The 25790-nt window shown below is 45.7% G+C and carries 29 protein-coding genes; 23 read left to right on the top strand and 6 right to left on the bottom strand.

What is annotated here, in order from left to right; genetic code table 11:
- The first annotated feature begins 11 nt into the window (after positions 1-11).
- Together ctaG and DHX103_RS02120 are read left to right on the top strand one after the other, a co-directional pair.
- Positions 12-935, top strand: coding sequence for a cytochrome c oxidase assembly factor CtaG (ctaG, locus tag DHX103_RS02125; RefSeq protein WP_422123626.1), 924 nt, complete (start codon positions 12-14; stop codon positions 933-935).
- Between the two features lie 24 nt (positions 936-959).
- Positions 960-1421, top strand: coding sequence for a DUF420 domain-containing protein (locus DHX103_RS02120; RefSeq protein ID WP_422123625.1), 462 nt, complete (start codon positions 960-962; stop codon positions 1419-1421).
- A 54-nt stretch (positions 1422-1475) separates the two neighbouring features.
- Here the strand turns inward: DHX103_RS02120 and ytvI are convergent, their stop codons facing one another.
- Complete coding sequence (gene ytvI, locus DHX103_RS02115) at positions 1476-2534, bottom strand: sporulation integral membrane protein YtvI (protein ID WP_422123624.1); 1059 nt, start codon at positions 2532-2534, stop codon at positions 1476-1478.
- 100 nt (positions 2535-2634) lie between these two features.
- Positions 2635-3000, bottom strand: a complete 366-nt coding sequence (locus DHX103_RS02110; protein ID WP_422123623.1) for a YugN family protein — start codon at positions 2998-3000, stop codon at positions 2635-2637.
- A 142-nt stretch (positions 3001-3142) separates the two neighbouring features.
- Between DHX103_RS02110 and DHX103_RS02105 the strand changes: the two genes are divergently transcribed.
- On the top strand, positions 3143-4207 hold the full coding sequence (locus DHX103_RS02105; protein WP_422123622.1) for a CAP domain-containing protein: 1065 nt from the start codon (positions 3143-3145) through the stop codon (positions 4205-4207).
- Between the two features lie 6 nt (positions 4208-4213).
- On the opposite strand, the gene DHX103_RS02100 is transcribed toward DHX103_RS02105, so the two are convergent.
- On the bottom strand, positions 4214-4696 hold the full coding sequence (locus DHX103_RS02100; protein ID WP_422123621.1) for a PaaI family thioesterase: 483 nt from the start codon (positions 4694-4696) through the stop codon (positions 4214-4216).
- A 74-nt stretch (positions 4697-4770) separates the two neighbouring features.
- Between DHX103_RS02100 and DHX103_RS02095 the strand changes: the two genes are divergently transcribed.
- The gene (locus DHX103_RS02095; protein WP_422123620.1) at positions 4771-5217 is read left to right on the top strand and encodes a YlbF family regulator; all 447 of its coding nucleotides are present in this window, start codon (positions 4771-4773) and stop codon (positions 5215-5217) included.
- A 58-nt stretch (positions 5218-5275) separates the two neighbouring features.
- Here the strand turns inward: DHX103_RS02095 and DHX103_RS02090 are convergent, their stop codons facing one another.
- Positions 5276-6181 (bottom strand): glycerophosphodiester phosphodiesterase, encoded by a 906-nt coding sequence (locus tag DHX103_RS02090; RefSeq protein WP_422123619.1) that lies wholly within the window; start codon positions 6179-6181, stop codon positions 5276-5278.
- A 165-nt stretch (positions 6182-6346) separates the two neighbouring features.
- Between DHX103_RS02090 and DHX103_RS02085 the strand changes: the two genes are divergently transcribed.
- Complete coding sequence (locus tag DHX103_RS02085) at positions 6347-6619, top strand: YlbG family protein (RefSeq protein WP_422123618.1); 273 nt, start codon at positions 6347-6349, stop codon at positions 6617-6619.
- On the opposite strand, the gene DHX103_RS02080 is transcribed toward DHX103_RS02085, so the two are convergent.
- Positions 6620-7000, bottom strand: a complete 381-nt coding sequence (locus DHX103_RS02080; protein WP_422123617.1) for a DUF7147 family protein — start codon at positions 6998-7000, stop codon at positions 6620-6622.
- Between the two features lie 82 nt (positions 7001-7082).
- Between DHX103_RS02080 and rsmD the strand changes: the two genes are divergently transcribed.
- From rsmD to DHX103_RS02065, 3 genes are read left to right on the top strand one after another with little or no spacing between them, the layout of a single operon-like run.
- Entirely contained in the window at positions 7083-7658 is a 576-nt protein-coding gene (gene rsmD, locus DHX103_RS02075) for a 16S rRNA (guanine(966)-N(2))-methyltransferase RsmD (protein WP_422123616.1), read from the top strand.
- Complete coding sequence (coaD, locus tag DHX103_RS02070; RefSeq protein WP_422123615.1) at positions 7651-8139, top strand: pantetheine-phosphate adenylyltransferase; 489 nt, start codon at positions 7651-7653, stop codon at positions 8137-8139. Before rsmD ends, coaD begins: the two co-directional genes overlap by 8 nt.
- Positions 8140-8185: 46 nt before the next feature.
- Positions 8186-9211 (top strand): SepM family pheromone-processing serine protease, encoded by a 1026-nt coding sequence (locus DHX103_RS02065; RefSeq protein WP_422123614.1) that lies wholly within the window; start codon positions 8186-8188, stop codon positions 9209-9211.
- On the opposite strand, the gene DHX103_RS02060 is transcribed toward DHX103_RS02065, so the two are convergent.
- Entirely contained in the window at positions 9199-10398 is a 1200-nt protein-coding gene (locus tag DHX103_RS02060) for a nucleotidyltransferase (RefSeq protein ID WP_422123613.1), read from the bottom strand. The two genes, DHX103_RS02065 and DHX103_RS02060, sit on opposite strands and share 13 nt — an antisense overlap.
- Before the next feature lie 127 nt (positions 10399-10525).
- On the opposite strand from DHX103_RS02060, the gene DHX103_RS02055 reads away from it, so the two are divergent.
- The 15 genes from DHX103_RS02055 to murD all read left to right on the top strand — a co-directional run bounded on the left by DHX103_RS02055 (position 10526) and on the right by murD (position 25781).
- Positions 10526-11059: a YceD family protein gene (locus DHX103_RS02055; protein WP_422123612.1), complete on the top strand. Its 534-nt coding sequence runs from the start codon at positions 10526-10528 to the stop codon at positions 11057-11059.
- Between the two features lie 24 nt (positions 11060-11083).
- On the top strand, positions 11084-11260 hold the full coding sequence (gene rpmF / locus DHX103_RS02050; RefSeq protein WP_033541041.1) for a 50S ribosomal protein L32: 177 nt from the start codon (positions 11084-11086) through the stop codon (positions 11258-11260).
- Between the two features lie 486 nt (positions 11261-11746).
- Entirely contained in the window at positions 11747-12490 is a 744-nt protein-coding gene (locus tag DHX103_RS02045) for an enoyl-CoA hydratase/isomerase family protein (RefSeq protein ID WP_422123611.1), read from the top strand.
- 203 nt (positions 12491-12693) lie between these two features.
- On the top strand, positions 12694-14043 hold the full coding sequence (locus DHX103_RS02040; protein ID WP_422123610.1) for an acetyl-CoA carboxylase biotin carboxylase subunit: 1350 nt from the start codon (positions 12694-12696) through the stop codon (positions 14041-14043).
- Complete coding sequence (locus DHX103_RS02035; protein ID WP_117301445.1) at positions 14040-14255, top strand: acetyl-CoA carboxylase biotin carboxyl carrier protein subunit; 216 nt, start codon at positions 14040-14042, stop codon at positions 14253-14255. Before DHX103_RS02040 ends, DHX103_RS02035 begins: the two co-directional genes overlap by 4 nt.
- A gap of 421 nt (positions 14256-14676) precedes the next feature.
- The gene (locus DHX103_RS02030; RefSeq protein WP_422123609.1) at positions 14677-16227 is read left to right on the top strand and encodes an acyl-CoA carboxylase subunit beta; all 1551 of its coding nucleotides are present in this window, start codon (positions 14677-14679) and stop codon (positions 16225-16227) included.
- A gap of 83 nt (positions 16228-16310) precedes the next feature.
- On the top strand, positions 16311-17171 hold the full coding sequence (locus tag DHX103_RS02025; RefSeq protein WP_422123608.1) for a 2-dehydropantoate 2-reductase: 861 nt from the start codon (positions 16311-16313) through the stop codon (positions 17169-17171).
- Positions 17171-17548: a DUF3397 family protein gene (locus tag DHX103_RS02020; RefSeq protein WP_422124707.1), complete on the top strand. Its 378-nt coding sequence runs from the start codon at positions 17171-17173 to the stop codon at positions 17546-17548. Before DHX103_RS02025 ends, DHX103_RS02020 begins: the two co-directional genes overlap by 1 nt.
- A 107-nt stretch (positions 17549-17655) precedes the next feature.
- Positions 17656-19275 carry a bacillithiol biosynthesis cysteine-adding enzyme BshC gene (gene bshC / locus DHX103_RS02015; RefSeq protein ID WP_422123607.1) on the top strand — a complete coding sequence of 540 codons (1620 nt, stop codon included), beginning with the start codon at positions 17656-17658 and terminating at the stop codon, positions 19273-19275.
- 149 nt (positions 19276-19424) lie between these two features.
- The gene (mraZ, locus tag DHX103_RS02010) at positions 19425-19856 is read left to right on the top strand and encodes a division/cell wall cluster transcriptional repressor MraZ (RefSeq protein WP_422124706.1); all 432 of its coding nucleotides are present in this window, start codon (positions 19425-19427) and stop codon (positions 19854-19856) included.
- A 22-nt stretch (positions 19857-19878) separates the two neighbouring features.
- Positions 19879-20817: a 16S rRNA (cytosine(1402)-N(4))-methyltransferase RsmH gene (rsmH, locus tag DHX103_RS02005; RefSeq protein ID WP_422123606.1), complete on the top strand. Its 939-nt coding sequence runs from the start codon at positions 19879-19881 to the stop codon at positions 20815-20817.
- Positions 20818-20829: 12 nt separating this feature from the next.
- Positions 20830-21189, top strand: coding sequence for a cell division protein FtsL (gene ftsL / locus DHX103_RS02000; protein WP_422123605.1), 360 nt, complete (start codon positions 20830-20832; stop codon positions 21187-21189).
- Entirely contained in the window at positions 21186-23423 is a 2238-nt protein-coding gene (locus DHX103_RS01995; protein WP_422123604.1) for a penicillin-binding transpeptidase domain-containing protein, read from the top strand. The genes ftsL and DHX103_RS01995 overlap by 4 nt, the downstream gene beginning before the upstream one ends.
- Positions 23424-23447: 24 nt before the next feature.
- A complete protein-coding gene (gene mraY / locus DHX103_RS01990; RefSeq protein WP_422123603.1) occupies positions 23448-24416 on the top strand; it encodes a phospho-N-acetylmuramoyl-pentapeptide-transferase in 969 nt (322 codons plus the stop codon).
- On the top strand, positions 24417-25781 hold the full coding sequence (gene murD / locus DHX103_RS01985) for a UDP-N-acetylmuramoyl-L-alanine--D-glutamate ligase (RefSeq protein ID WP_422123602.1): 1365 nt from the start codon (positions 24417-24419) through the stop codon (positions 25779-25781). It abuts the gene before it with no gap.
- The last annotated feature ends 9 nt before the right edge of the window (positions 25782-25790 follow it).

The raw sequence follows: 25790 nt of genomic DNA, 5'->3' as shown, positions 1-25790 counted from the left end.
GTATGTTTGGCATGCCAATCAGTATTTTCGGATTTCAGGCTTTATGGAGTCCGTATTACTTAGGAGTCCTTGTCTTGATCACACTCCTTTATTTTTTCGTCACCATTAAATGGCGGGGAAAATTTAAAGACAGTGAACCTTTACAACAGAAAGAAGCACTGCTGTTCGTTTCAGGGATGGCTTTGTTATATATTATAAAAGGCTCTCCAATCGATTTGCTTGGCCATATTATGTTCACGATGCATATGGTTCAGATGGCATTGCTGCTGCTCTTGGTGCCGCCACTATTGATCATGGGTATCCCAACGTGGCTGTGGAGATGGTTTATCGAACTGCCGGTTATCAAACCGTTATTCCTTTTTTTTACAAAACCGATGCTCGCATTGTTATTATTCGGGATATTCTTTTCGGTCTACCATTTACCGTTAGTTTTCGATTTTGTGAAACAGGATATCTGGCTCCATTCGTTAATGAGCGGAACCCTTTTTACACTCGCAATATTCTACTGGTGGCCATTGGTCAACAAACTGGAAGGCATGCACAAATTCCACGGCCTGAAAAAACTCGGTTTCCTTTTCGCTTTAAGCGTTTTGATGACACCGGCGTGCGCATTGATTATTTTCAGTGATACGCCATTTTATGCAACGTACAGCGATGCAGATGCATGGCTGCAGGCAATGGCTTTATGTGTGCCAATCGGCACTTTGTCCCAGTTGAATCTGTCCGGTCCCGAGCTTTTCTCTTCTATGTCGTTGATTGAAGATCAGCGGACGGGTGGCATTACGATGAAGATACTACAGGAATTGGTGTTTACTGTTTTCATCTGGACGGTTTTCCATGAATGGCTGCGCAATGAAACTGATAACGCAGATGATATTACGGCTAAAGTTTTACAGGATCGTAAAGAGATGGCTTATCACCGACATAATGGTTAAAGCAGGAAAAGGGGATTAAAGAGAATGGATTTACCGTTATTGCCAACAATCAGCACGTTTTTCATTGTACTCAGCGCTATTTTAGTAGCGATTGGCTGGAATTTAATCCGGCAACGCAGAATCGAAGCACATAAAAAGATGATGCTGGCGGCCGGTGCTTCGGCCCTGACGTTCTTTATCATCTATGCTTCACGGACGATTTTTGTCGGCAATACCGCTTTCGGCGGACCCGATGAATACTTGATTTACTATACGATATTCCTGATTTTCCATATAACATTAGCTACAATTGGGGGCATTATGGGACTTGTGACCATCTACCTCGGATTGAAGAATAAGCTTGATAAGCACCGCAAAATCGGGCCTTATACAAGTGTTATCTGGTTCTTTACTGCAATCACAGGTGTAATGGTTTACCTTCTATTGTATGTAATCTACAAAGGCGGACCGACGACTTCCGTCTTTAAAGCAATACTGGGCGGATAAGAAAAAAGGAGAACCTCAAGTGGGTTCTCCTTTTTCTATGCCTATATGTCGTTGTCATATTTTAAAATCAATTTTGATGATGCCAGCTTCGCGCGCTGATGTAAAGAGAATGACGATCAATGGCCCGATAAAGAAGCCGAGGAAGCCGATCAGCTGCAGCCCGATGAACATAGCGATCAACGTGGCCAGAGGAGACAAGCCAATTTGGGAACCCATCACTTTCGGTTCAACGGTGCGGCGAATTATCAGCAGCACGAGCGCAAGAACTGCCAGCTGGGTGCCTTGAACCACATCGCCTGTGATGAATTCATAAATAAACCAGGGTGTCAAAACAATGATTGATCCAAGAATTGGAATGAAATCGATGACCCAAATAATCAGGGACATGACCAGCGCCACTTCCGGAGCAATAAACAATAAAGCTACGAATGACACCAGGAAGATAATTATACTGACTAGAAATTGTGCCTTCAGGAATCCAACAATCACATTATTTAAGCGTGAAGCCATAAAGCGCACTTTTTCAGCGGTTTCATCTTTCAGCCTGCCAAAAAGAATCTTTCTTAAGTCGTCCAGGTCGAGCATGAACAGGAACAGCGCAATAAGGAAAACGATAAAGCTGACAAGAAAGGAAGGAATGCCAGTCAAAAGGTTGGTGATTGTGTCATAATTGACAATCGTTAGCACCCAATCGCGAATTCCTTCAAGGAACAGGGCCAACTCGGTTTCAAAGGAAGTGACAACTTCAAGAGGCATCCCTTCGGAAGAACGGAGAAAAAAGTCTTGTATTTCTTCCCAGATGGAAGATGCTCCATTAATGTATTCAGGCATATTTTGTGAAAAATGAATCAGCCTGGCGATCAAATAAGTGACAGTCCAATAAAGAAATGCTGAGACCAGCAACAAGAATACGATGAAGGAAGTAATGACAGCAGACTTTCGCTGCCATTTAAATTGTTTTTGAAGAAATCCCACAAATGGTTCGAGAAAAATGGCTGTTAATAAAGCTAATATCAGAGGTATTGCAATTGGAATTATGTATATCGAAATTAGTATTAAGAACGCGATAGCAAGTACTGCGGTTAAAATCTTTTTATTCCACCATTTTCCCACGATAAACCTCCCAGAAACATTATATTATAATTATATCAACTTGTTTAAAGAAAGAGGGATTTTAAAAAAATCCGCAGTTCAATGTTGAACTGCGGTTTTTTTAGACTTGAATTTCAAATGCTTTTAATTCGGATTTAATCGTTGCCAGAATATCAGCACTTGTTTTTAGCAGATGTTCCGGGAAATGCTCATCTTCGCCGTATTCAACGCCAAATGGATAATAATATTTGCCGATAACAGGCTTCATGATTTTTACAGTTGCATCGCCGGCGTCAATGTCGCCGTCCACTACATAAGTGAATACGCGCAAATAATAGCGGCCTTCATGGACATCAAATTTACGGTCGAATGTTGCACGCTCGTAATCCCATTGTCCTTCTTTAGTTAATCCGTGTTTGCCCATAACGTGCTGGAGCAAATTGAACTCTACCAGAATGTCCTCAAGTCCTGTATTTTCAAAATACATAGGATCTCCTCCTCTATCTCAAAACTGACTCAATGCTCCTTTAATAATAGATGAAATTCGCGCTTGTTGCAATGGCTAGATTGTGTCAGTATAGAGGCGGCTGTTATAATTGAAGAAAACTATTGGAGAGGGTGGAAGACGATTGAAGAATTTATTGCGTATCATGATATTTCTGTCAATCATCCTCGTTACTTTTTTTTATTTTGATACATCAATAAATGAGAATGATAATTTAGAAGCTCCTCGGCAAGCGGACCCACTTCCGGCTCACGAAATTATTGAAACACCATTGGTGGTCGAGCGTCCGGACCAAGGTGTTTCGGTGTATATCGGAGAATCCTCGGAAGACTGGATCGATGATTATGGCCAGCCGGCGCGCATCGAGCCTTCCGCTTTCGGCTACGAATGGTGGATTTATAATCAGTCTTACTCGAATTATATGATGGTCGGGGTGAAAGAGAAAAAAGTGGTGCAGGTGTATACGGCTGGTACCGCAGCGGATGCAAGCCCTTATAATATTGGACAGGTAATGGAAGAATTATACCGTTTCACCATTATAGAAGATGAAATCACAGTAAAGTTCGGAACGAATATCTACACGTTCAGCCTCAGCGGCGAGGATCGGGAAACTAGGCTGCTTGTCAGTTTCGATGGTATCTACGCCCAATTGTATCTTGATAAGGAGGGTGGAATGCTGGAAGCGGTCCGTTTTATGGATGCCGAAACACTCATCCGCCATCAACCCTACGATATGATGTATGCCGGCGACTTGCTGGCGACCGTAAAACCTTCTTCGATGCTGCAGACAGCGATCGATAAAGCAAATGCAAGACAGGTCGTTGACTTGACCAATGTATATCGGCTGCATCATCAGCAAAGGCCATTGACCGTCAATCCGGCAGTCAGCATGCTTGCGGAAAAGCATAGCCGGGATGTGGCCCGGCAGAATTTCTCTTCTGAAGAAATTGAAATTGAAAGCCTGGAACAAAGGCTTGAGAGTTCCCGCATCGTTTATGAAGAGGCGGCTGAAAATACCGCTTCCCAATATTATGATGCAGCGGAAGCTGTGCATGGCTGGATAAATTCTGAAGCGCACCGGAAGTTAATTTATTCAAACCGCTTTAATCAAATCGGTGTAGGCGTTTTCGGCAAGTATTATACGCAGAGTTTCCTGAGGCAGGAACCCGCCAAAGCCGAAAAACAATAGGATCCTTTACGATTTGGGAACGATGAAAAACGAACCGGTGGATGTGGCGATGTGCTTGCCGCCGGTTTCGTGAATATTTCCTTCAATCACCATCATATGGCGACCTTGCCGAATGATTTTCGCTTCGGCTGTAATCGATTCTTCCGTTGCGACCGCCAGGTAATGGATTGCTAAATTGGTGGTGACGGCACCGAAGCCTTCCGGGGATTTGCTGTTGGCGAGAGTTCCCATGGCTGTGTCCAGCAGAACGGCGAGAATGCCGCCGTGAGGGATGGCGATATTATTATGGATAAAAGGGGTGTTCGGTATGGTGACGGTCCAGCTGTCCTCATGCTGCTGTCTGCTCATCCCGAGTGCAGCACTTAAATAGGTTGCGTATTCCCCGGCCTGTTTCTTTTCCAGATTCTCCAAAAATTGTGAGAGAATGCGGATATCTTCAGAAGAGCCGTTTTCCACGGCCCTTTCAAATTGTGCAGTTAAATCCTTCATGATGACAACCCCTTCTTTATGTATTAAAATAATTGTATGTTTGATATAATTGAACCGTAGAGGAGGTAATAGTTGTGATCATGACCTACGAATGGGTTCAAATTACTGACTCTGCCGAAGAGTTAAGTAGAATGATACTACAATCAGAGCAGGCTGAGCAATATAGACAAGCTTATCATGCTGTTTACGATAATAAAGATCTGGCAGACGAAATCACCGCTTTTGCCCGGTTGAAAGAGTTATACGAAGAGGTACAGCGTTTCGGAAAATACCATCCGGATTATAAAGATGTGATGAAACGGATTCGGGTGGATAAACGAAAACTTGACCTTAATGAGCAAGTGGCTGGACTGCGGCTGGCGGAAAACGAATTGCAGGATTTGATCGACCAGGTAAGTTTCATCATCGGGCGTTCAGTTTCTGAAGCGGTTAAGATTCCTTCAAGCAACCCGTTCTTTTCGTCAGATTCTTCCTGCGGGGGAAGCTGCGGGACGGGCGGCGGATGTTCCTGCTCAGCATAAAATAAACCGGTGGAGAAAAGCATTGCTTTTCTCCACCGGTTTTTGTTGTTTGTCGAACTTATTCAGTTTCTTTTACGGCGTCCACTGCCAAATCCGGGCGATCGGTAATGATACCTTTAGCTCCCGCTGCAACAAGTGCACGCATCGCTTCCGGGTCATTGATCGTCCAGTAATGGACCGGAACATTCAACTCGCCAAGAAATGCAATAAAGCGAGGCGATACCAGATTGAAGACCGACGAACGGATCGGAATTTGGAACATATCTGCACGCGGCTGGTAAAGGTGGCCGAATTGGCTGTTAAAAGCTGCGTATGCTTTTCTGATTTCGTTTTCCCCTGCGCCAATAGCAACGCGATTCTGCGCGTATAAATTGAAACGGTCAATCTGTTCATCGAAGAAACTCGTAACGCCTACACGGTCCTCTGCACCCATAGATTCGATCAGACGCCATAGTTTTGATGGCATCAGACTGCCTTCATAAGTTTCAGGTGAATCTTTCATGTCGATATTGATGTACATGTCCGGGAATTTTTCCAGCAATTCATGAAGAGTGACAATCTTTTCATGTTTCCCCCGATAAGAATTTTTTCCTTCCAAATCCTCAAAATGATAACCCAAATCGAAAGTCCGGATCTTTTCAAGCGTCAAATCCGACACTTTACCGGCGCCGTCTGTTGTCCGGTCCAGAAATTCATCGTGGAATACAATCAATTCTTCATCGCTGGTAAGGCGGACATCAATTTCAAAACCGTCAACGCCTAAAGCGACAGCTTTGTTGAATGCCGCCAGCGTATTTTCCGGTGCCAATGCAGAACCCCCGCGGTGTGCAAGAACCACCGGGCGTTCATATTCGAGTGCAGCTTTCTTCGGACGTGGTTGTGTGGTCACCAAGGCTTTTGAGCCAGCCCAAGCCGCTGCTCCAACCGCAACTGCGGCTATGCCTATTTTCGTTTTTTTCCCCATGGCTATGTAATACCCCCTTATTATATAGTAACGCTATCTTCATTATATCGAATTTTAAAAAGCAATGTCAGTTATTATGCAGTGATGGCTGAAAGTTCCCATAATGGCGGTTGCGGCTTTTTTCTTTCCTATGGTATTCTAGAAGCTAAGAAAAGAGGGATGGCTATGCATGATCGCCAGGGACTTATTGTCTATGTGCATCATTTGAAACAGGCAAAATCATTGCGTAAGTATGGGCATGTTCATTTCATTTCGCGAAAATTGAAATATGCCGTTCTATATATGGACCAGGATGTAATCGAATCAACAAAAGCGAAATTGCTGAAGCTGCCGTATGTTAAGCAGGTACTCGAATCTCAGCGTCCTTTCATCAAAACGGAATATGAGAATGCCAAACCCGATAAAGCAAAAGAATACGATTATAAAATCGGTCTTTGATCACTGCATCGGCGGGATATAGTGGTTCAGCCGCAATACGGAAATCAAATGGCTGAAATAGAATTGACGGTCAGCGTAGATAGCGGAATGCTTCACATCCATATGGATGGGCAGTAGTTCCAGGGCTTCAACCGTTTCTTCGAATATTTTGAGCCGTTTCGAATCTTCCGGAATGCCTTCGCGGCAAATGTAAATGGGCATGAAATTGCCCTGTTCTGCGGGTTTAAATGCAGCAGCAGCCGATAATACAGGTTTGCCATCCATATCTTTCGTGTGGAAGACAAAACCGTGCATAAAGCGGCTGCGGTTGTTCAGGATTAACTCCCGGAGTTCATAAATATCTCCGTAACCTTCTCCAAGCTCGATAAAACGCTGGATCATTTTAACACGTCCTTTCCAGTAACCATTCTACCATTTTAAGGGTGGATTGCATCAAGAAATCTATAAACTGGGAGGCAGAAACATGCGCGTAGTTGCAGGCAAGGCTAAAGGACTGCCCTTGAAGGCGGTACCTGGCAACACAACCCGGCCGACAACGGATAAAGTGAAAGAGTCGGTCTTCAATATGATCGGACCGTTTTTTGACGGCGGCAATGCACTGGATTTATTTGCCGGAAGCGGCGGCCTTGGCATTGAAGCCTTGAGCCGCGGCATCGATACGGCCGTTTTTATCGATAAAGATGGAAAAGCCGTTGAAACGATTCGCGCCAATCTGGAAAAAGCGCGGCTGTCGGAGCAGGCGGAAGTGTATCGCAACGATGCCAAGCGTGCGATCAAAATCCTGAAGAAAAATGATTTTCAGGCGCGTTTGCTGTTTCTTGACCCGCCTTATCACGTTACCGAAGCATATGAATTAATGGATTTTGCCGCAGAGAACGGAATTCTCACAGAGGATGCGATTGTTGTTTGTGAACACGAAAAGGGTGTCACGCTTCCAGATCGTACAAAGTATTTCGAACGGTTTAAACATGAAAATTACGGTGGAATCGTCATATCGATTTATCGCTGCACAGGAGAAGAGGGAGAAATCAGTGAATAAAATTGCTGTTGTACCAGGTAGTTTTGATCCCATCACAATGGGGCATTTGGATATCATTAAAAGGGCGGCGAAGATTTTTGACGAAGTGAAAGTCGTTGTCATGAACAATTCTTCAAAAAATCCGCTTTTTGATTTAGAGGAAAGAATTGCGCTGATTGCCGAAGTAACCGAGTCAATTCCAAACGTCAATGTCGATTCGTTTGGCGGTTTATTGATCGACTACGCGTTGGAAGTGGAAGCGAATGCTATCATTAGAGGGCTGCGGGCCGTATCGGATTTCGAATACGAAATGCAGATTACCTCGATGAACCGTTTCTTAAATGAAGACATTGAGACCTTATTCATGATCTCCAATAATCAATATTCTTTCCTTAGTTCAAGCATCGTCAAAGAGGTTGCCAAATACCATGGCAATATCACGGGACTCGTGCCGGAACCAGTAGAAAAAGCATTGAAAGAAAAATTCGATGAAGTCACGTGATGCGTGGCTTTTTTGTTATTCTGTTCTGAAATGAGAGGGATGCTCGATGAAGAAAAACAAAATAATCTTTTATCTGGTGTTGATTGGAATTGTCGTATTCGTTACCTTTTACCGGATGGACAGTTACATTACACGACCGGGAAATGCCTATGAATTGTCGCCGCTGGTGGAAGTGGTAGATGGCGATGAAGATGATGAAGGCAGTTTCAGCCTGATGACAATCTCCATGCTGAACGCCACCCCGGCTCTTTATCTGTATGCGCTGTTCCAGGACGGCTATAAAATTCTGCCGCCTGAACAAGTGCGCAGTCCGCATGAATCGGATGAAGAATATAATGTCCGCCAGTTGAAACTGATGTCTGATTCTCAGATTAATGCAGTGAAAGCGGCTTTTGAAACAGCCGAGCTTCCATTTGAAGTTGCAACAAAGGGCGTCTTCGTATTGAACGTTCTGGAAGGCGGAGCGGCAGCGGATATTCTTGAGCCCGGGGACCGCGTCCTGTCTATCGACGGCAATGGATTCGAAAGCCAACAGGATTTCATTGATTACCTGGCTGATAAACAGGAAGGCGATTCAGTGGAATTGGTGATTGACCGGGATGACCGGGAATTAACAGAGACCGTAACATTGGAGCCCCTGCCGACTGATCTCGAGCGGGCAGGGCTTGGAATTTCGTTCGTGGAAGATAAAAGCATTACGACTGACCCGGAAGTTATCATCGATTCAGATGGGATCGGCGGCCCTTCCGCAGGCTTGATGTTCACGTTGGAAATCATCAATCAATTGCTTGATGAAGACATTACCCAAGGCTATGATGTAGCTGGAACCGGCACCATGGAAAGCGAAGGCGAAGTTGGGCGCATCGGTGGCATTGACCAGAAAGTGATGGCCGCCGACAATGACGGCATGGAAATTTTCTTTGCGCCGGATGATGAAATTTCGGGTGATGGTGTCAGCAATTATCAAATCGCGGTGGAAACTGCCGAAGCAATCGGCACGGATATGGATATCGTGCCGGTAAAAACGCTGCAGGATGCACTTGAATACCTGGAACAGCTTCAGCCGAAATAAATCGGTGGCGTCGTAAATTCCTTTTTAAGATTTTTCGCCCCCAAACCCAGCATGTACAGGCTGCTGGCGTGAATATCAAGTTTGCCCATGCCATCCGCCAAATCGGCGGCCCGGCTGATGATGGGCAGCTTGATATTCTTTTTTTGTGCATGGAGATACTGGCGCCCGGCATTCGTCATGCCGAGAAGCCTGAGATAGGATGGCTGATCAAAAGACTTCAATTGCTCCCAAGTAAAGCCTGTATAAATATGCGTCAGCATTCGCTGGATTCGGGTTCTGGTGAAGCGTTTGGATTTAACCAGCGCAATAAAAGATTCGAAATCCTGTTCTTTGCGTGCCGCTTCATAAATGAGGTTTTCAATTCCTTCGGTCACTTCAGCAAAGCGCCTGAGGGTAGCTGGCCGGTCTTTTAGGATGGTATAGCGCAGCAAAGGGTAAAAGGCTTCCCAGCTGCCGAAACGGCCATATTCATGTGCGAAACTTTGCAGCCCCTGGAGTGAAGGTGCTGGCATGTATGTCGAAAGTTCGTCGATGGAGCCGCCTTCAAAAAATGCATTCCGAATGCCTGTTGCACTGGCAATCGACATCCCTTCAGTAATCGGATCATGGTAATTTGCGCCGATCCGCTGGATGGTTAAAGGGCGCATAGGGGAGGAAATCCGGTCTGCCGCTTCTATATAATGGTAGCCCAAAATATTATTAGGCTTAGACAAATCGGCAAATCCCTCTTCGCCAGCAGTTACCGCGTGATAGGCTGCATTCAATGCTTTCGGATAACTGATGCCGGATTGGACGGCTTCATGAATTTTTTGCTGATAAAACAGGTTTTCCTTATTCAGCAAATGGCGGGATTTCAAAAATGGATCAATATTTCCTTGTTCACTGCCGAAACAGAAAGATTCGCAGCCAATCGCATCCAAAAGGGTGATAGCGCCTCTGGCAAAATCTGAAGCTTGTGCGGTTGCATAAACATACGGCAATTCAATGACCAGGTCGACACCATTCGCCAGCGCCATTTCCGTCCGTTTCCATTTATCGGCAAAAGCCGGTTCGCCGCGCTGGAGAAACTGGCCGCTCATCACTGCGATTAAAATGTCCGCTCCGGAACTTTCTTTGGCACTTCTTGCATGGTGAAGATGGCCATTATGAAACGGGTTATATTCAACAACGATGCCTGCAGCTTTCATTCGACCAACTCCTTTGGTAAACTTAAGTCTAAGTATAACGATGTTGGGAATCGTGTGACAAGATTTTTTCTTGACATCTTTTTCTGCTCATTATATAATCAACTTTGTTGTCTTGAGGTGATTACTTATGAAAATAGCGATTCAACAGCTTCAAAAGCATCGCAGAGACGGGATGAAGATCGACCAGATGGTCAATCTTGAAGAAGTGAAAAAGCGCAATAGCGATATTCGCGAAATTACACCCATCCACGTCACAGGACATTGCACAATTGGTTCGCAACAACTCACGTGCCAGCTTCAGCTCAAAGGTATGTTAACATTACCTTGCGCACGAACTTGGGAAGATGTCGAGTTTCCTGTAGATATTGAAACGGTTGAAATCTTCACGTGGTCTGAAAATGGCCTGGGAGGAACAGATGATAACGTTCATGCGGTCAAAACGGAAACAATTGATTTCCAGCCGGTCCTCGAAGAACTTATCCTTCTGGAAATACCGATGCAAGTCTTCAGTGAAAATGCCGATCAAACCGTTATCAAAGGCGGCGAAGAATGGTCATATTCGACAGACGAAGAAGTTCAGGCGGAGAAAGAAGAAGCACAACCAAAACCGGATCCAAGACTTGCTGATTTAGCAAAGTATTTCGATCAGTCAGATGAATAGAATCACTGTAAGGAGGTGTCACCAATGGCTGTACCGTTCAGAAGAACGTCCAAAACCGTTAAGAGAAAACGCCGTACGCATTTCAAATTGTCCGTGCCGGGCATGGTAACTTGCCCAAGCTGTGGCGAATCGAAATTGGCTCACCACGTCTGCAAAGCATGTGGATCATACAAAGGCAAAGAAGTTGTAGCAAGCAAGTAAAACAGTATTTGCTGCTAAAAGGCTATTGAGAGGCCATGGCTCTCGATAGCCTTTTTCTCTGTACATATAACTAATAATATTTTATTTGTAATTCTGATATATAACGCTTCGGCGCTTGGACAGGACAAAGATTTTGCTCCTGCAATAAGCCGAGAAGAGCACTCGTCTTTTACTCCGTCGGCATTCGCCTGCTCCTGAGCCACGTCGGCGCTGAGAAAACTCTCTAGAGATATGGAGCAAAACAGCGCAGACGCCCAGGGGGCCAAGCGAAGTGCTGAGATCCACTCGGGCGAAGTGAAACGAGACCGAGTTAGCTCAGCGCGAGCCAAGTGTTGGCCGAAGGCAGTTCGGCCGACGCTTTGCGACGAAGCAGCGCAGCGATGCAGGAGCACGGGTTTTGGCAAGCGAAGCTGTTTTGCGGAATATCGGTTTATAATAATAATAATTAATTCAACTTACATACTCACACTTACGAGGTGAATTGGGATGGCATATAAAATCGACACGGCCGATGGGATCATGACCTTTACGATCGACCGGCCCGAGATAAGAAACGCAATCAATGACGAAGTGATGCAAGGGCTCGAGGAGCTGGTCGAGCGTGCAACAACTGAACTGCCGCGGCTCGTGATCATCACGGCTGCCGGTGACAGAGCATTCTGTTCCGGTGGCGATCTTTCTGTGTTCCATGCCCTTGAAACAGAGGCAGAGGCCTATCCGATGCTCAAGCGCATGGGTGACGTGCTTTACGGCATCAAGACCTTGCCGGTGCCTGTAGCGGCTCTGGTGAACGGCACAGCGGTCGGCGGAGGCTGTGAAATTGCCACAGCCTGCGATTACCGGTTAGTCCGCAGCCACGCAAAAGCTGGCTTTATTCAGGGAACGCTGGCCATCACCAGTGGCTGGGGCGGCGGAACCTATCTGTTCGAAGCCTTGCAGCATGACCACGCCTTGAAGATGCTTAGCGAAGCGCGTCTCTATACGGCGGATGAACTTCTGGCGAACGGCTGGGCAACTGCTGTTATCCAGGACGACAACGATATTGAAAACTTTTTGGCATCGTTCCGCGATGTTTTGCCGGAAGTGCATCGCGCGTATAAAGAAATGGCGGTCAGAAGATGGCAGGCCAGTCATCTGGCGGAGCGGGTGGAAGCTGAAATCCGGCGCTGCTCCCAATTATGGGCAAGCGATGCACACCACGCGGCTGTCGCGCGTTTTTTAAAGAAATAAAAAAAAGAATTGCCCAAAACTGCCGTGAAGAATACGGCAGTTTTTTATATTTGTTTAATTTTTACAGATAAAAATCAGGGGAAAGCTGTTATTCAGAGCTTCGGCTGCCTATATATTCAGAATTTATTTCAGCCAATAGTTGAAATCGCTTACAAACATCATATAGACTATAGAAGGGAGAAAACATAGGGGGTATTTCAAATATGAAGAAAATCCTGATTGCAAACCGTGGCGAAATTGCGCGCCGGATCATCCGCACGTGCGAACGTCTCGGCATCGAAACTGTCGCTATCCATTCTGAGGCTGATGGGGATCTGCCTTACGCAAGTGAAGCGACAGAAGCTGTGCTGATCGGACCAAACCCGGTCGTCCAGTCGTACTTACAAGCTGAAAAAATTATTGAAGTGGCAAAACAACATAATGTGGACGCAATCCATCCGGGTTATGGCCTATTATCCGAAAACGCCGGATTTGCACGCAAAGTGAAAGAAGCCGGTCTCATTTTCATCGGCCCGGACAGCAACATCATTGACATGATGGGGGATAAAATCGAATCCCGCCGTGCCATGATCAAAGCGGGTGTGCCAGTGGTTCCAGGCACGGAAGAAGGCGTTGCAACACTTGAAGAAGCAATTGAGGAAGCCGGTAAGATTGGGTATCCGCTGATGCTGAAAGCAAGCGGGGGAGGCGGCGGTATCGGAATGGTGCGCTGTGAAAGTGAGCAAGCGCTCAGTCAGCAATTCGATTCCGTCAAAAACCGTGCAAAAGCCTATTTCGGCAATGACATCGTTTATCTTGAGAAATTTATTGCGGACGCCCGCCATATCGAAGTTCAGATATTCGGGGATTCGCACGGTAATATCGTTCATTTATTTGAACGGAATTGTTCAGTCCAGCGCCGCAACCAGAAAGTGATCGAAGAATCGCCATCGCCGCATCTTCCGCAGGAAGTGCGTGAGCGTTTATGTGAGGCTTCAGTTCTTGCCGGTCAAGCGGTCGGCTACAGCAATGCGGGAACTGTCGAGTTCATCGTCGATCAGTCGAATGAGTTTTATTTCCTGGAGATGAACACGCGGCTGCAGGTGGAGCATCCGGTCACAGAAGAAGTGACAGGGCTCGACCTGGTGGAATGGCAGATCGATGTAGCCCGTGGCGGCAAGTTGCCGGCACAGGAAACGATCACGACCAAAGGCCATGCCATCGAATACCGGATTTACGCGGAAGATCCAAAAACCTTTTTTCCCTCACCAGGCAAACTGGAGAAGATCGTGTGGGGCAAGGATGCGCGGATTGAAACCGGCTACGAAGAGGGCAACTCCGTGACACCTTTTTACGACCCGATGATTTCAAAAGTGATTATAACCGGCGAAGACCGTGTAGATGCACTTTCCAAATCACAGAATTTTTTCAATCATGCTACAATTGATGGGGTAAAAACGAATATTCCATTATTCAAGGAATTCATCGAATCACAGGAGTTCATATCAGGGGAATACGCGACAGCTGTATTGCCAAACTGGTTGGAAAAATCAAAGGAGGAAAAAACAGTATGAAAGAATTAAAAGCGACAATGGCAGGTACAGTTTTGAACGTATTGGTAGGAGAAGGCGATGCAGTAACAGCGGGCCAGGCAATTTTAACGATCGAATCCATGAAAATGGAAATTCCGGTTGAAGCGGAATTTGCAGGATCAGTCCAAAAAGTGAATGTGGAAGTCGGCGGTTTCGTCAACGAGGGCGATACTTTGGTGACTTTGGGAGAATAAATGGATCTTTATATTTTGAACTAATAATCTTATAGAATTGATATTCCGCAAAACAGCTTCGCTTGCCTGGGGGCTTGCGCTGAGCTAACTCGGACTCGTTTCACTTCGTCCGAGTGGATCTCAGCACTTCGCTTGGTCCCCTGGGCGTCTTCGCTGTTTTGCTCCATATCTTAGATACTCTTGTAATCAAAGCTACTTTCCCAGCGCCGGCGCGGCTCAGGAGCAGGCGAATGCCGACGGAGTAAAAGACGAGTGGTCTTCTCGGCTTATTGCGGGAGCTAAGGTCGCCAAACGTAGATGGCGCACCTTTGCGACGAGCAGTGCGCAGGAGCAAAATCTTTGCCCTGTCCAAAGCGCCGAAGCGTTATATTTATGGTGATTCTTTAATTCAACTTATATACAAACAAAGGGGGCTGGCAGTATGACTAAAACAACTGAAACAACGGGGTATAACGATCGACTTGAAGAAAAGCTGGCAAAAATCTTTGCGGGCGGATTGCCAAAATATCATGAAAAAATGAAAGAAAGCAATAAACTTTTTGTGCGCGACCGGTTGAAACTGCTGTTTGATGATGAAAATTATGCAGAAGACGGCCGTTTCGCCAATGTTGAGGCAGAAGGCCTTCCGGCTGATGGCGTCGTCACAGCCATCGGCAAAGTCAATGGCCAGACGGTTTGCGTTATGGCCAATGATTCCACTGTCAAAGCGGGTTCTTGGGGCTCACGGACGGTAGAGAAGATTATCCGCATCCAGGAAACGGCTGAAAAAATGCAGGTTCCGATGCTGTACCTGGTCGATTCGGCCGGTGCACGCATCACGGATCAATTGGATATGTTCCCGAACCGCAGAGGGGCAGGGAAAATTTTCCATAATCAAGTCAGGATGTCCGGCATGGTGCCGCAGGTTTGCCTATTGTTCGGTCCATCTGCTGCAGGTGGAGCTTATATCCCTGCATTTTGCGACATCGTCATCATGGTTGAAGGCAATGCGTCGATGTATCTTGGATCGCCGCGTATGGCCGAAAAAGTCATCGGCGAGAAAGTGACGCTCGAGGAAATGGGCGGAGCGCGCATGCACTGCACAGTCAGCGGAGTCGGCGATGTATTGGTGGCTACGGAAGAAGAAGCGATTTCAGAAGCGCGCCGTTATCTGACGAACTTCCCGGCAAATTTCGCGATAAAACCGGATAAGCTCGAGGCGAAGGCAGCGAAAGCAGGCCGAAGCCTGGAAGCGATTATTCCGGAAAACCAGAATGCACCATTCGATATGTATGAATTGATCGATCAATTGATTGATGAAGGTTCATTCTTTGATATCAAGAAATTGTTCGCACCAGAATTGATCACCGGTATTGCACGCATTGACGGCCAGGTTGTCGGCATCCTTGCGAACCAGCCGAAAGTGAAAGGCGGCGTATTATTCGGAGATTCAGCGGATAAAGGCGCGAAATTCATCAATCTTTGTGATGCATTTTCGATTCCGCTGCTATTCCTTGCCGATGTACCCGGCTTCATGATCGGCACGAAAGTCGAACGTGCCGGCATTATCCGTCACGGCGCGAAATTTATCGCTGCCATGAGCTCGGCGACGGTGCCGAAGATTTCCGTTATCGTCCGAAAAGCTTATGGTGCGGGGCTTTACGCTATGGCAGGACCGGCTTTTGAACCGGATGTCTGCATCGCGCTCCCAACCGCGCAAATTGCTGTTATGGGACCAGAAGCAGCGGTCAATGCGGTTTATTCGAATAAAATCGAAGCAATCGAAGATCCGAAAGAACGTTTGAAATATGTTCAGGAAAAACACCAGGAATATAAAGAAGAGATCGATATCTACCGGTTGGCTTCCGAGCTCATCATCGATGATATCGTCGCGCCATCTGATCTTCGTCATGTGTTATCGCAGCGTCTGGCAATCTATGATACAAAAGATTTACCGCTGCCGTATCGAAAACATGCCGTTACTCCTGTATAATGAAACCTAACGAAAGTGGAGTCTGCCCAATCGGCAGGCTTCTTTTTTAAAAGAAATCCGATTTGTTCGCTGGGAGGGTTATCATGAATTTTGCTGTTATCGGCGCTGGAGCGGTAGGCATGCTGACGGCTTCGCTGTTAAAAGAAGCTGGATGCGATGTGCAATTGATCACCCGCAGGCGAGAGCAGGCAGAGCTGATCAATAAACAGGGCATCACGAAAGACGGAAAAGTCCACATCATAAGAGCAACAACAGAGTGGGACGAAATTCCGGCGGACGCATTTATTTTCATCACAGTGAAATACAATCATTTGCCGGAAGTGATCAGCACGTTAAAAAGAAAGTCTCTGGATAATCCGGTGGTCTTCCTGCAAAACGGCATGATGCATCTGGAATTGCTGCGGAATTTGCCGCAAAAAAATATTGCCGCAGGCATCGTCGAGCACGGCGCTTTAAAAGTCAGCGAAACAGAAGTGAGGCATACCGGCAAAGGCATTTTTAAATTCGCCCTGCTGAGAGGTAACGAGGAGCAATTCCTTCCGTTGCTTGAAATTGGCGGAGTCAAAGCCGAATGGCATTCGGATTCCGATAAAATGCTGTTGCGCAAAGTTTTGCTGAACAGCATGATCAATCCCCTCACGGCTTTATTATCTGTGAAGAATGGGGAATTATTAAGCAATCCCCATGCCTATGAATTATTGAAGAATGTTTATACGGAATTGTATACGGCGTTTCCGGAAATTGACACGCTGCTGCCATTTGAACAGGTGACAGCTTTGTGTGCCGCTACTGCAGAAAACACCTCTTCCATGCTTGCCGATAAATTGGCAGGCCGGAAATCGGAAGTGGATACCATTGTGCTTTATACAATCAGGCGATCGCCCTATACACTTCCGACTTTGCAGGCTTTCTATCATCTATTGAAGGCGGCTGAAAAAGAGTGATGAGTTTTCTACATAACATTGCTGCAATATTCATCTTTGCACCGTTTCTTGCATTTATCTTATTTTTATTTCTTAGCCGCAAAAAGCTGAAAAGGGGAGCGATTGGCTTTTCGGCAGATATGACAACATTCCTGTTGTTTCTGACGGTTCCAGTTTCAGTGGAAGCCCTTTGGGGTGTCAATATCTCATTCGTTATTTCGATTACGGCAATTCTTCTGGCAATCGGTTTACTGGTAATCGAATGGAAGAAAACAAAAGAGATTGAAATTCTGAAATATATCAGAAAAACCTGGCGCCTCTATTTTCTTCTGCTGTGTACGGGGTATGTGTTCATCTGGCTTACTGGCCTGGCATTGACGCTCATCAGTTTTTTCTGATGATTTGCGTCGATGCATTTTTTTTGCAGCTTGCAGGCTGATTTTTTTTCATGTATCGCCGGGTCTGATATAGTAGGTGATATGTAATGGAAAAGGGGATTCGCAAGATGAAATTAGCACAACAAGTTGTACCACCATCCAGTAATTTAATGAACGATTACATAAATGGCGAAGAAAAGCTTCGCCATTATTTTTCTTACAGCCCAGACCACGGCTCGTTTGAAAGCAGACAGAAACAACTTCAGAAGCACGATGCTGACCGTGACAGCTTAACCGCCATCATTCGTGCGTATATGGAACCATACGGCATCTCAGATAAGACGGAAGAACATCTGAATGATTTTCAGCAAGGTGCATCTGTTGTTATTACAGGCCAGCAGGCAGGACTTCTTACCGGGCCGTTGTACACCATCCATAAAGCTATATCCGCGATTCTCTTAGCGAAAGAAGCGAAAGAGCAATTGGGTACAAAAGTGGTGCCGGTCTTTTGGATAGCAGGAGAAGATCATGACCTGGCCGAAATCAGCCATCTTTACCGCGAAGTAAACGGGCGTGTGGAGAAACTCAATTTTCCACATATGGAGTACGGCAAGAAGACGGCATCCACTGCCCATTTGAACAAAGCGAAAATCAGAAGCTTTCTCGAAGAATATTTCCGGAGTTTGCCTGAAACAGACCATTCAGCGGAGTTGCAGCAATTGGTCTTCGGCTTTTTGGATTCAACCGACACCTATACAGAATTTTTCTCAGCATTCCTGAATCATTTCTTTCGCGAGGAAGGCCTGTTGTTTATCGACGCTGCCCATCCTGAGTTGAGAAGATACGAAGCAGCGTATTTCAAACGGCTGATCACTTTTGCTCCTGCCATTGCCGATGAAGTTTATAGCGCAGAGCAGGAGCTGCTGGCTGCCGGCTATAACCCTTCTCTGTCCGCCGAAAAAGATGCGGCCAATCTTTTCATCACCATCAAAGGCGAGCGGATCCTCTTAAAACGGGAGGGACAACTTTTTACCGGCAATAACGGAACAGTCCGCTTCAATGAAGCAGAGTTACTGGAAATCGCTGAAAAAACACCAGAAATGCTCAGCAATAATGTTGTGACGCGTCCATTGATGCAGGAAATGGTTTTTCCTGTGCTGGCATTCGTGGGCGGACCAGGGGAAATCGCTTATTGGTCAGTTTTAAAGAATGCGTTTGGACTGCTTGAAATGGAAATGCCTGTTGTAATGCCCCGGCTGGGAATGACCATCATAAATCGGAAGGTGCAAGTGCTGTTGGAAAAATACAGTCTGTCATTTGAAGATCTGGTTATCCATCAGAAAGCTGCGGCTTTGAAAGCTCAGCTACTCGATTCGATTCGGGACCGGGAAGCAGAGGAATTGATTGGGAAATTGGAAATGAGTATTCAGGACCAATTTACAGAGATCCGGGAGAAATTCACTGAAGTGAGTAAAGGATTGACTCCTCTTGTTGAAAAGAATCTGCAATTTCATTTGAAGCAGCTGGATTTTCTGAAGAACAAATTGGAAGATGAAGTGATTCAGCAAAACGCCATCCAATTTAACCATTTAGATTTGCTGGAAAACGAATTAATGCCGAATGGCTCTCCACAAGAACGCATTTGGAACCCGATTCCTTATCTGAATGATTACGGAATGGATTTGGTGGACAAGCTATTAAGCCAGAATTTGAAATATGACAAAAATCACAAGATCATCTATCTGTAAAACCTCTAAAGTCTGCTGCGGCAGGCTTTTTTGCGTCTCAAGAAGTTATAGTGAGATTGCGTTTTGTAACATTTATGAAATATTTCAAAAACAAGTGGTGGGAAGTGGGGGATTGTGGTACATTAATTACAATAAGTGGGGTGAAGGGTATGTTCATGGGCGAATATCAACATAGCGTTGATTCAAAGGGGCGATTAATCGTGCCTGCTAAATTTCGTGAACATCTGGGCGACAATTTTGTCATCACCAGAGGCCTGGATCAATGCTTATTCGGTTACACAATGGATGAATGGCAGAAGATTGAAGAGAAATTGAAAGAACTTCCTGTCACCAAAAAAGACGCACGTGCATTTACACGATTCTTTTTTTCGGGGGCCACAGAAGTGGAACTTGATAAACAAGGACGCGTCAACATCCCTTCAACTTTGGTATCATACGCAAATCTTGAAAAAGAATGCATCATTCTGGGTGTCTCCAATCGAATTGAAATTTGGGCTAAAGACTCTTGGGAAGAATATTTTACAGAATCTGAAGACTCATTTAACGACATCGCAGAAAACCTGGTGGATTTTGACTTTTAATATTAGAAACGGAGGGAATGTATTGTTCAACCACACCACGGTTTTACTACATGAGACTGTCGATGGACTGAACATTCGTCCTGACGGCATATATGTGGATTGCACCCTCGGCGGTGCAGGACACAGTGAGTATTTGGTCCAACAGCTTTCTGACGACGGCCATCTTTTCTGTTTCGATCAAGATGAAACAGCAATCGGCCATGCGAAAGAAAAGCTGAAAGATTATTTACATAGAATCACTTTTATCCACGCCAACTTCAAAGACCTTAAAAAGGAACTGGAAGAGCGTGGAATCGAAAAAGTAGACGGAATCCTGTACGATCTGGGTGTTTCATCTCCGCAACTTGATACCCCTGAACGTGGATTCAGCTACCATAATGATGCTCCGCTCGATATGCGGATGGATCAAAGCGCTTCGCTTAGCGCTTATGAAGTGGTGAATGATTGGGCTTTTGAAGACCTTGTACGCATCTTTTACCGTTACGGAGAAGAAAAATTCTCTAAGCAGATTGCGCGGAAAATTGAAGCTGCAAGAGACAAGGCCCCAATCGAAACGACCGGACAATTAGTGGAATGCATTAAAGACGGCATCCCCGCTTTTGCCAGAAGAACAGGCGGACATCCGGCTAAACGTGTTTTCCAGGCTATTCGGATTGCAGTTAACGATGAACTCGGGGCAGCTGAAACTTCATTGCAGGATGCCATAACGTTATTGGCGCCAAAAGGAAGAATCAGTGTCATTACCTTCCATTCGCTGGAAGACCGAATTTGCAAGACGATTTTCAAAGAAGCTTCGTCGCTTCCGGAATTGCCGCCAAATTTCCCGGTTATTCCTTCGGGAATGGAACCTGTATTGAAGCTGATCACCCGAAAACCGATTCTTGCGTCAGAAGAAGAATTGGAGCATAACAATCGGTCGCGGTCAGCGAAATTGCGAATTGCAGAAAAAATTAGAGACTAAGGACGTGTTTTTATGGCGTTGAATGCAAGAAAAGAAAGTTATATCCAACAGCCGGCCGTTCCTCACACACCGAGTCAACAGCCGGTCAGAAAAAAAGCTCTCATCACCAAAGGGGAAAAAGTATTATATTTATCTTTCCTGGCTGTATTCGTTATGTGCGCATTGCTGGTTCTTCAAAATCAGTCCACAATTCAGGCGACCACCCATGAAATTCAGACAATTGAAAATGATATCGGTGAAATTCAGAGACAAAATACGGATTTGTCAGTGCAAGTCAGTGAACTTTCTACATATGAGCGCATTTGGTCAAAAGCGAAAGAGCTTGGTCTAAAATTGGATGAGCAAAATGTAAAGGTAGTGCCTGGACAATGAAAAAAAAGTTTCGATTTCAATGGGGAGCCTTTCTGCTGTTTTTAGTCTTTGCAGGGCTCTTTTTCCTTTTATTGGCAAGAATTGTCGCGATTCAGGCTACTGGCCAGGTCGAGGGACAGGAATTGGCAGCGAAAGCAGCGGCCAAATATAGCCAGGAAGAAGAACTTGCTGCGGAACGGGGAAAAATTCTTGACCGTACAGGAGAGATTATTGCAGAAGATACCCTGTCCTATAAACTTGTTGCTGTCTTGGATGAAAGTGCTACACAAAAAGTGGACAAACCTCGCCATGTGACGGATATCGACAAAACAGCTGATGTCCTCTCAGAATATATTGGGACACCGCGTGAAAAAATATACGAAACTTTGCAGACAGGGCAGGAAACAGAGCGTTATCAGGTGGAGTTTGGTTCTGCGGGACGTGAAATCAGCCATACGCAAATGCTCGAAATGAAAGATGAAGGGCTTCCAGGCATTCTGTTTGTTCAAAACCTTAAACGATTATATCCAAATGGGGTTTTTGCTTCCCATTTAATCGGCTTTGCCATGAAAGAAGAGCTCGAAAATGGGGACATGGTAACCAAGGGGAAAATGGGTCTGGAATTGATTTACGATGATATTCTGACCGGCGAAAACGGGAAAATGGAGTTTGATACCGATCGATGGGGCTTCCTGTTGCCTAACAGTGAATCGGCCATTACACCGGCAGTGGACGGAGCGGATATCAAACTGACCCTGGATCGAACATTGGAAAATTTCCTCGAAGACGCGATGTCGACTGTCCAGGAAGAATATGAGCCAACACGGATGATCGCATTGATTGCCAATCCGAAAACCGGAGAAATCCTGGCGATGTCTCAACGGCCTTCTTTTAATCCGAATACGCGTGAAGGACTTTCGGAGAATTGGTTGAACGAAAGCATTCAGCATACCATTGAGCCAGGTTCACCGATGAAGATGTTCACATTGGCGGCGGCTGTTGAAGAAGGAAAATGGGATCCGAATGCCACTTTTAAATCCGGAACGTATAAATTCGGCAACACCATAATTGGTGACCATAATGGACGAAGAGGATGGGGAGAAATCAGCTTTCTCGAAGGTTACCAACGTTCCTCCAACGTGTCGATGGCCTATTTACTGGAACGCGTCGGACCGGATATTTTCATGGACTACGTCGATGCTTTCGGCTTTGGCCAAAAAACGGGCATCGACCTTCCCGGTGAAGCGACCGGAAAAATTTTGGCTGACCGCGAAATCAATAAATTGACCACGTCGTTCGGGCAAGGCTCGACGGTAACGCCGATCCAGATGATCCAGGCGTCAACGGCTTTTGCCAACGATGGTGTGATGATGAAACCATATATTATAGATGAAATAAAAAATCGCGATACCGGTGAAGTTACGGTGAAAGGCGAGCCGCAACAAGCCGGTCAGCCGATATCTGCTGAAACGGCTCGAATCGTGCGTGAAGTGATGGCATCGACAGTAACGGCAGAGAATGGTTCTGCCAAAAGCTTTGCTCTCCAGGATTACAGCGTTGCAGGTAAAACAGGTACGGCCCAAATTCCGGGTAAAGACGGCAAATATATGACCGGCAGCGATAATTATCTTTTCTCTTTTGTCGGCATGGCACCTGCTGAAGATCCTGAACTCGTGATGTACGTGGGAGTGCAGCAGCCGAAGATGAAAGGCGGCGCATACGGCTCGAAGCCGGTATCGGAAATATTCACTTCGGTCATGGAAAACGGATTGAAATATATGAATATCGAACCGGAAGATACGGAAGAAACACCGGTAATTGATATCACTGACTATAACGCATTAGCTTCAGATGAAGTGGCAGCCGATTTGAGTTCGCAAGGCATCAATGTGGTCACTACAGGGATTCCTGGTGAAGTTACCGCTCAATACCCTGCAAAAGGTGAAGTGCTGCTGGCGGGAGGAACTGTCATCCTTCAAACGGAAGGGGAATCTGTCTTGCCTGATTTTACTGGATGGTCCAAGCGGGAATTGCTTGCTTTTCAGGCTCTCAGCGGATTATCATTGGAAATTGTGGGGCAGGGTTACGCAGTGAATCAAAGCTTGTCGGCCGGGACTTCATTGCCAGAAGGTGAACCCGTCGTCGTGAGATTGCAGACTCCTGCAGATTCTTATAAAGAGCAAATGAAAGATGGTCCGGAAGGCATTCCGGAAGAAGACACGGAAGATATAATTATAGAAGATACATCTGAATAGGAAGATGTTTAAAGGAGATCATTTATGGACGTTTATATATTACTTGGATTTGGCATAGCGTTATTGTTAACTGCGGGGTTGATGCCCGTTTTCATTCCTTTGCTTCAGCGGATGAAATTCGGTCAGAGCATCCGCGCAGAAGGACCGGAATCACATATGAAGAAAACCGGCACACCGACAATGGGTGGTTTGGTTTTTCTGATTTCCATCATTCTAACAGCCTTGGCTGTCGCATTTTTTACAGATTTACTGGTAACGGAACTGATGATTCTATTGTTGGTACTGTTCGGATATGGATTGATCGGTTTTCTCGATGACTTCATAAAAGTTGTGCTGAAAAGAAATTTGGGGCTTACTTCCCTGCAAAAACTTATCGCGCAAATTGTTATAGCCGTCATTTCATTCTTTTTACTTGGAATGATTGATTTCGACACAGGACTGGTCATTCCATTCAGCACCATTTCCATTGAATTATCAGGGCTTTATGTGCTGTTCATCATTTTCTGGCTGGTCGGCTTTTCGAATGCGGTCAACTTGACGGATGGGCTCGACGGCTTAGTAGCTGGCACGGCATCGATTGCTTTTGCTGCATTCGGTGTATTGGCCATCAGACAGGATCAGGCCGCCATTGCTTTATTCACGTTTATAGTTGCGGGAGCGTTGATCGGGTTCCTGATTTTCAATAAATACCCAGCCAAAGTTTTCATGGGCGATACGGGTTCGCTGGCACTCGGAGGAGCGCTGGCAATGGTATCGATTCTGTTGAAACAGGAATTGCTGCTGCTTCTCATCGGAATTGTTTTCGTCATTGAGACAGCATCAGTCATTCTGCAGGTCGGCAGCTTCAAATTAAGAAAAAAACGGATTTTCAAAATGAGTCCGATCCATCACCATTTCGAATTGAGCGGATGGTCCGAATGGAAAGTAGTTTCGGTATTCTGGCTGGCTGGTTTGATCGCCGCAGTAATTGCCGTTGTATTGGAGGTAATGTAAATGAAAGAGTTGGCGATGGTCCACCAGAAAAAAGTATTGGTATTGGGGTTGGCGAAGAGCGGTTTTACAGCCGCCCGCCTGTTGCATAAATTAGGTGCTTTTGTCACCGTCAATGACGCCAAACCATTTGAAGAAAATCCCGAAGCACGGGAACTGTTAAATCTTGGTGTAACGGTCATTTGCGGCCGCCATCCGGAAGATCTTCTGGAAGAAGGATTTGAATTGCTGGTTAAAAATCCGGGAATTCCTTATTCCAATCCAATGATCCAGGCAGCAAAAGAAAAAGGAATTCCGGTTTGGACCGAAATCGAGCTGGCTTATAAAATAAGTGAAGCACCGTTTATCGGGATCACCGGCTCCAACGGCAAAACAACAACTACCACTCTGTTGTTCCATATGCTCAATCAGGATGAGAAAAAACCGTTGGTTGCAGGGAATATCGGAACAGTGGCAAGTGGAGTGGCAGAACATGCAAAAGCAGATAATGTCATTGTTACAGAACTGTCTTCATTCCAATTAAAAGGGACGGAAACGTTCCGCCCGAAAATCGCTATTGTGACAAACCTTTACGAAGCGCATCTCGATTACCACGGAACTTTGGAAGATTATGAAGCTTCGAAGATGAAATTAACGCAAAATCAAACGCCGGATGATTATTTTATCTATAATGCCGATCAGCCTCACCTTGCTGCCTATGCAGCGAAATGCAAAGCACGCCTCATTCCTTTTACATTAAAGGGAAAGACCGAAGACAGCATCAGTGCTGATGATGAGTTCATCTATTGGCAGGGGGAAAAATTGATCGAACGGTCCAAAATATTGCTGGGCGGTCAACATAACCTCGAAAATATTTTAGCGGCTGCGGCTGCAGCATTATTATGGGGGGGCACAGAAGAAACTATTATCCGTGTCCTATCGTCTTTTACTGGAGTCAAGCACCGTTCACAGTTTATCGTCAACTGGAAAGGTCGGAAATTTTACAATGATTCGAAAGCGACCAATGCGCTGGCTACCAAAAGTGCATTGGAGGCATTCCCCGGCAACATCGTGCTATTGGCAGGTGGCCTTGAACGAAACCACTCGATTGAAGAGTTGAGACCCTATATGAACCGGGTAAAAGCGCTGGTGACTTTTGGCGAAACTTCCAATCGATTTGAGCAATTCGCTTTGGATTGTGGTGTCGGCGTTGTTGAAAAAGTCTCGGATATGACCGGGGCAGTCGAAAAGGCGGTTAGCCACTCAAATGACGGCGATACCATTCTTTTATCACCGGCTTGCGCAAGCTGGGATCAGTATGACAGTTTCGAAATCCGCGGCGATGCCTTTATCGAAGCGGTCAGAAAAGTGACAGAAGCGGACGATTAAGAAGAAAGG

This window comes from Planococcus daihaiensis, from assembly GCF_049262615.1.
Lineage (GTDB): Bacteria > Bacillota > Bacilli > Bacillales_A > Planococcaceae > Planococcus.
The sequence above is the reverse complement of the archived record's forward strand: the minus strand, read 5'-3'. Positions and strand labels throughout refer to the sequence as shown.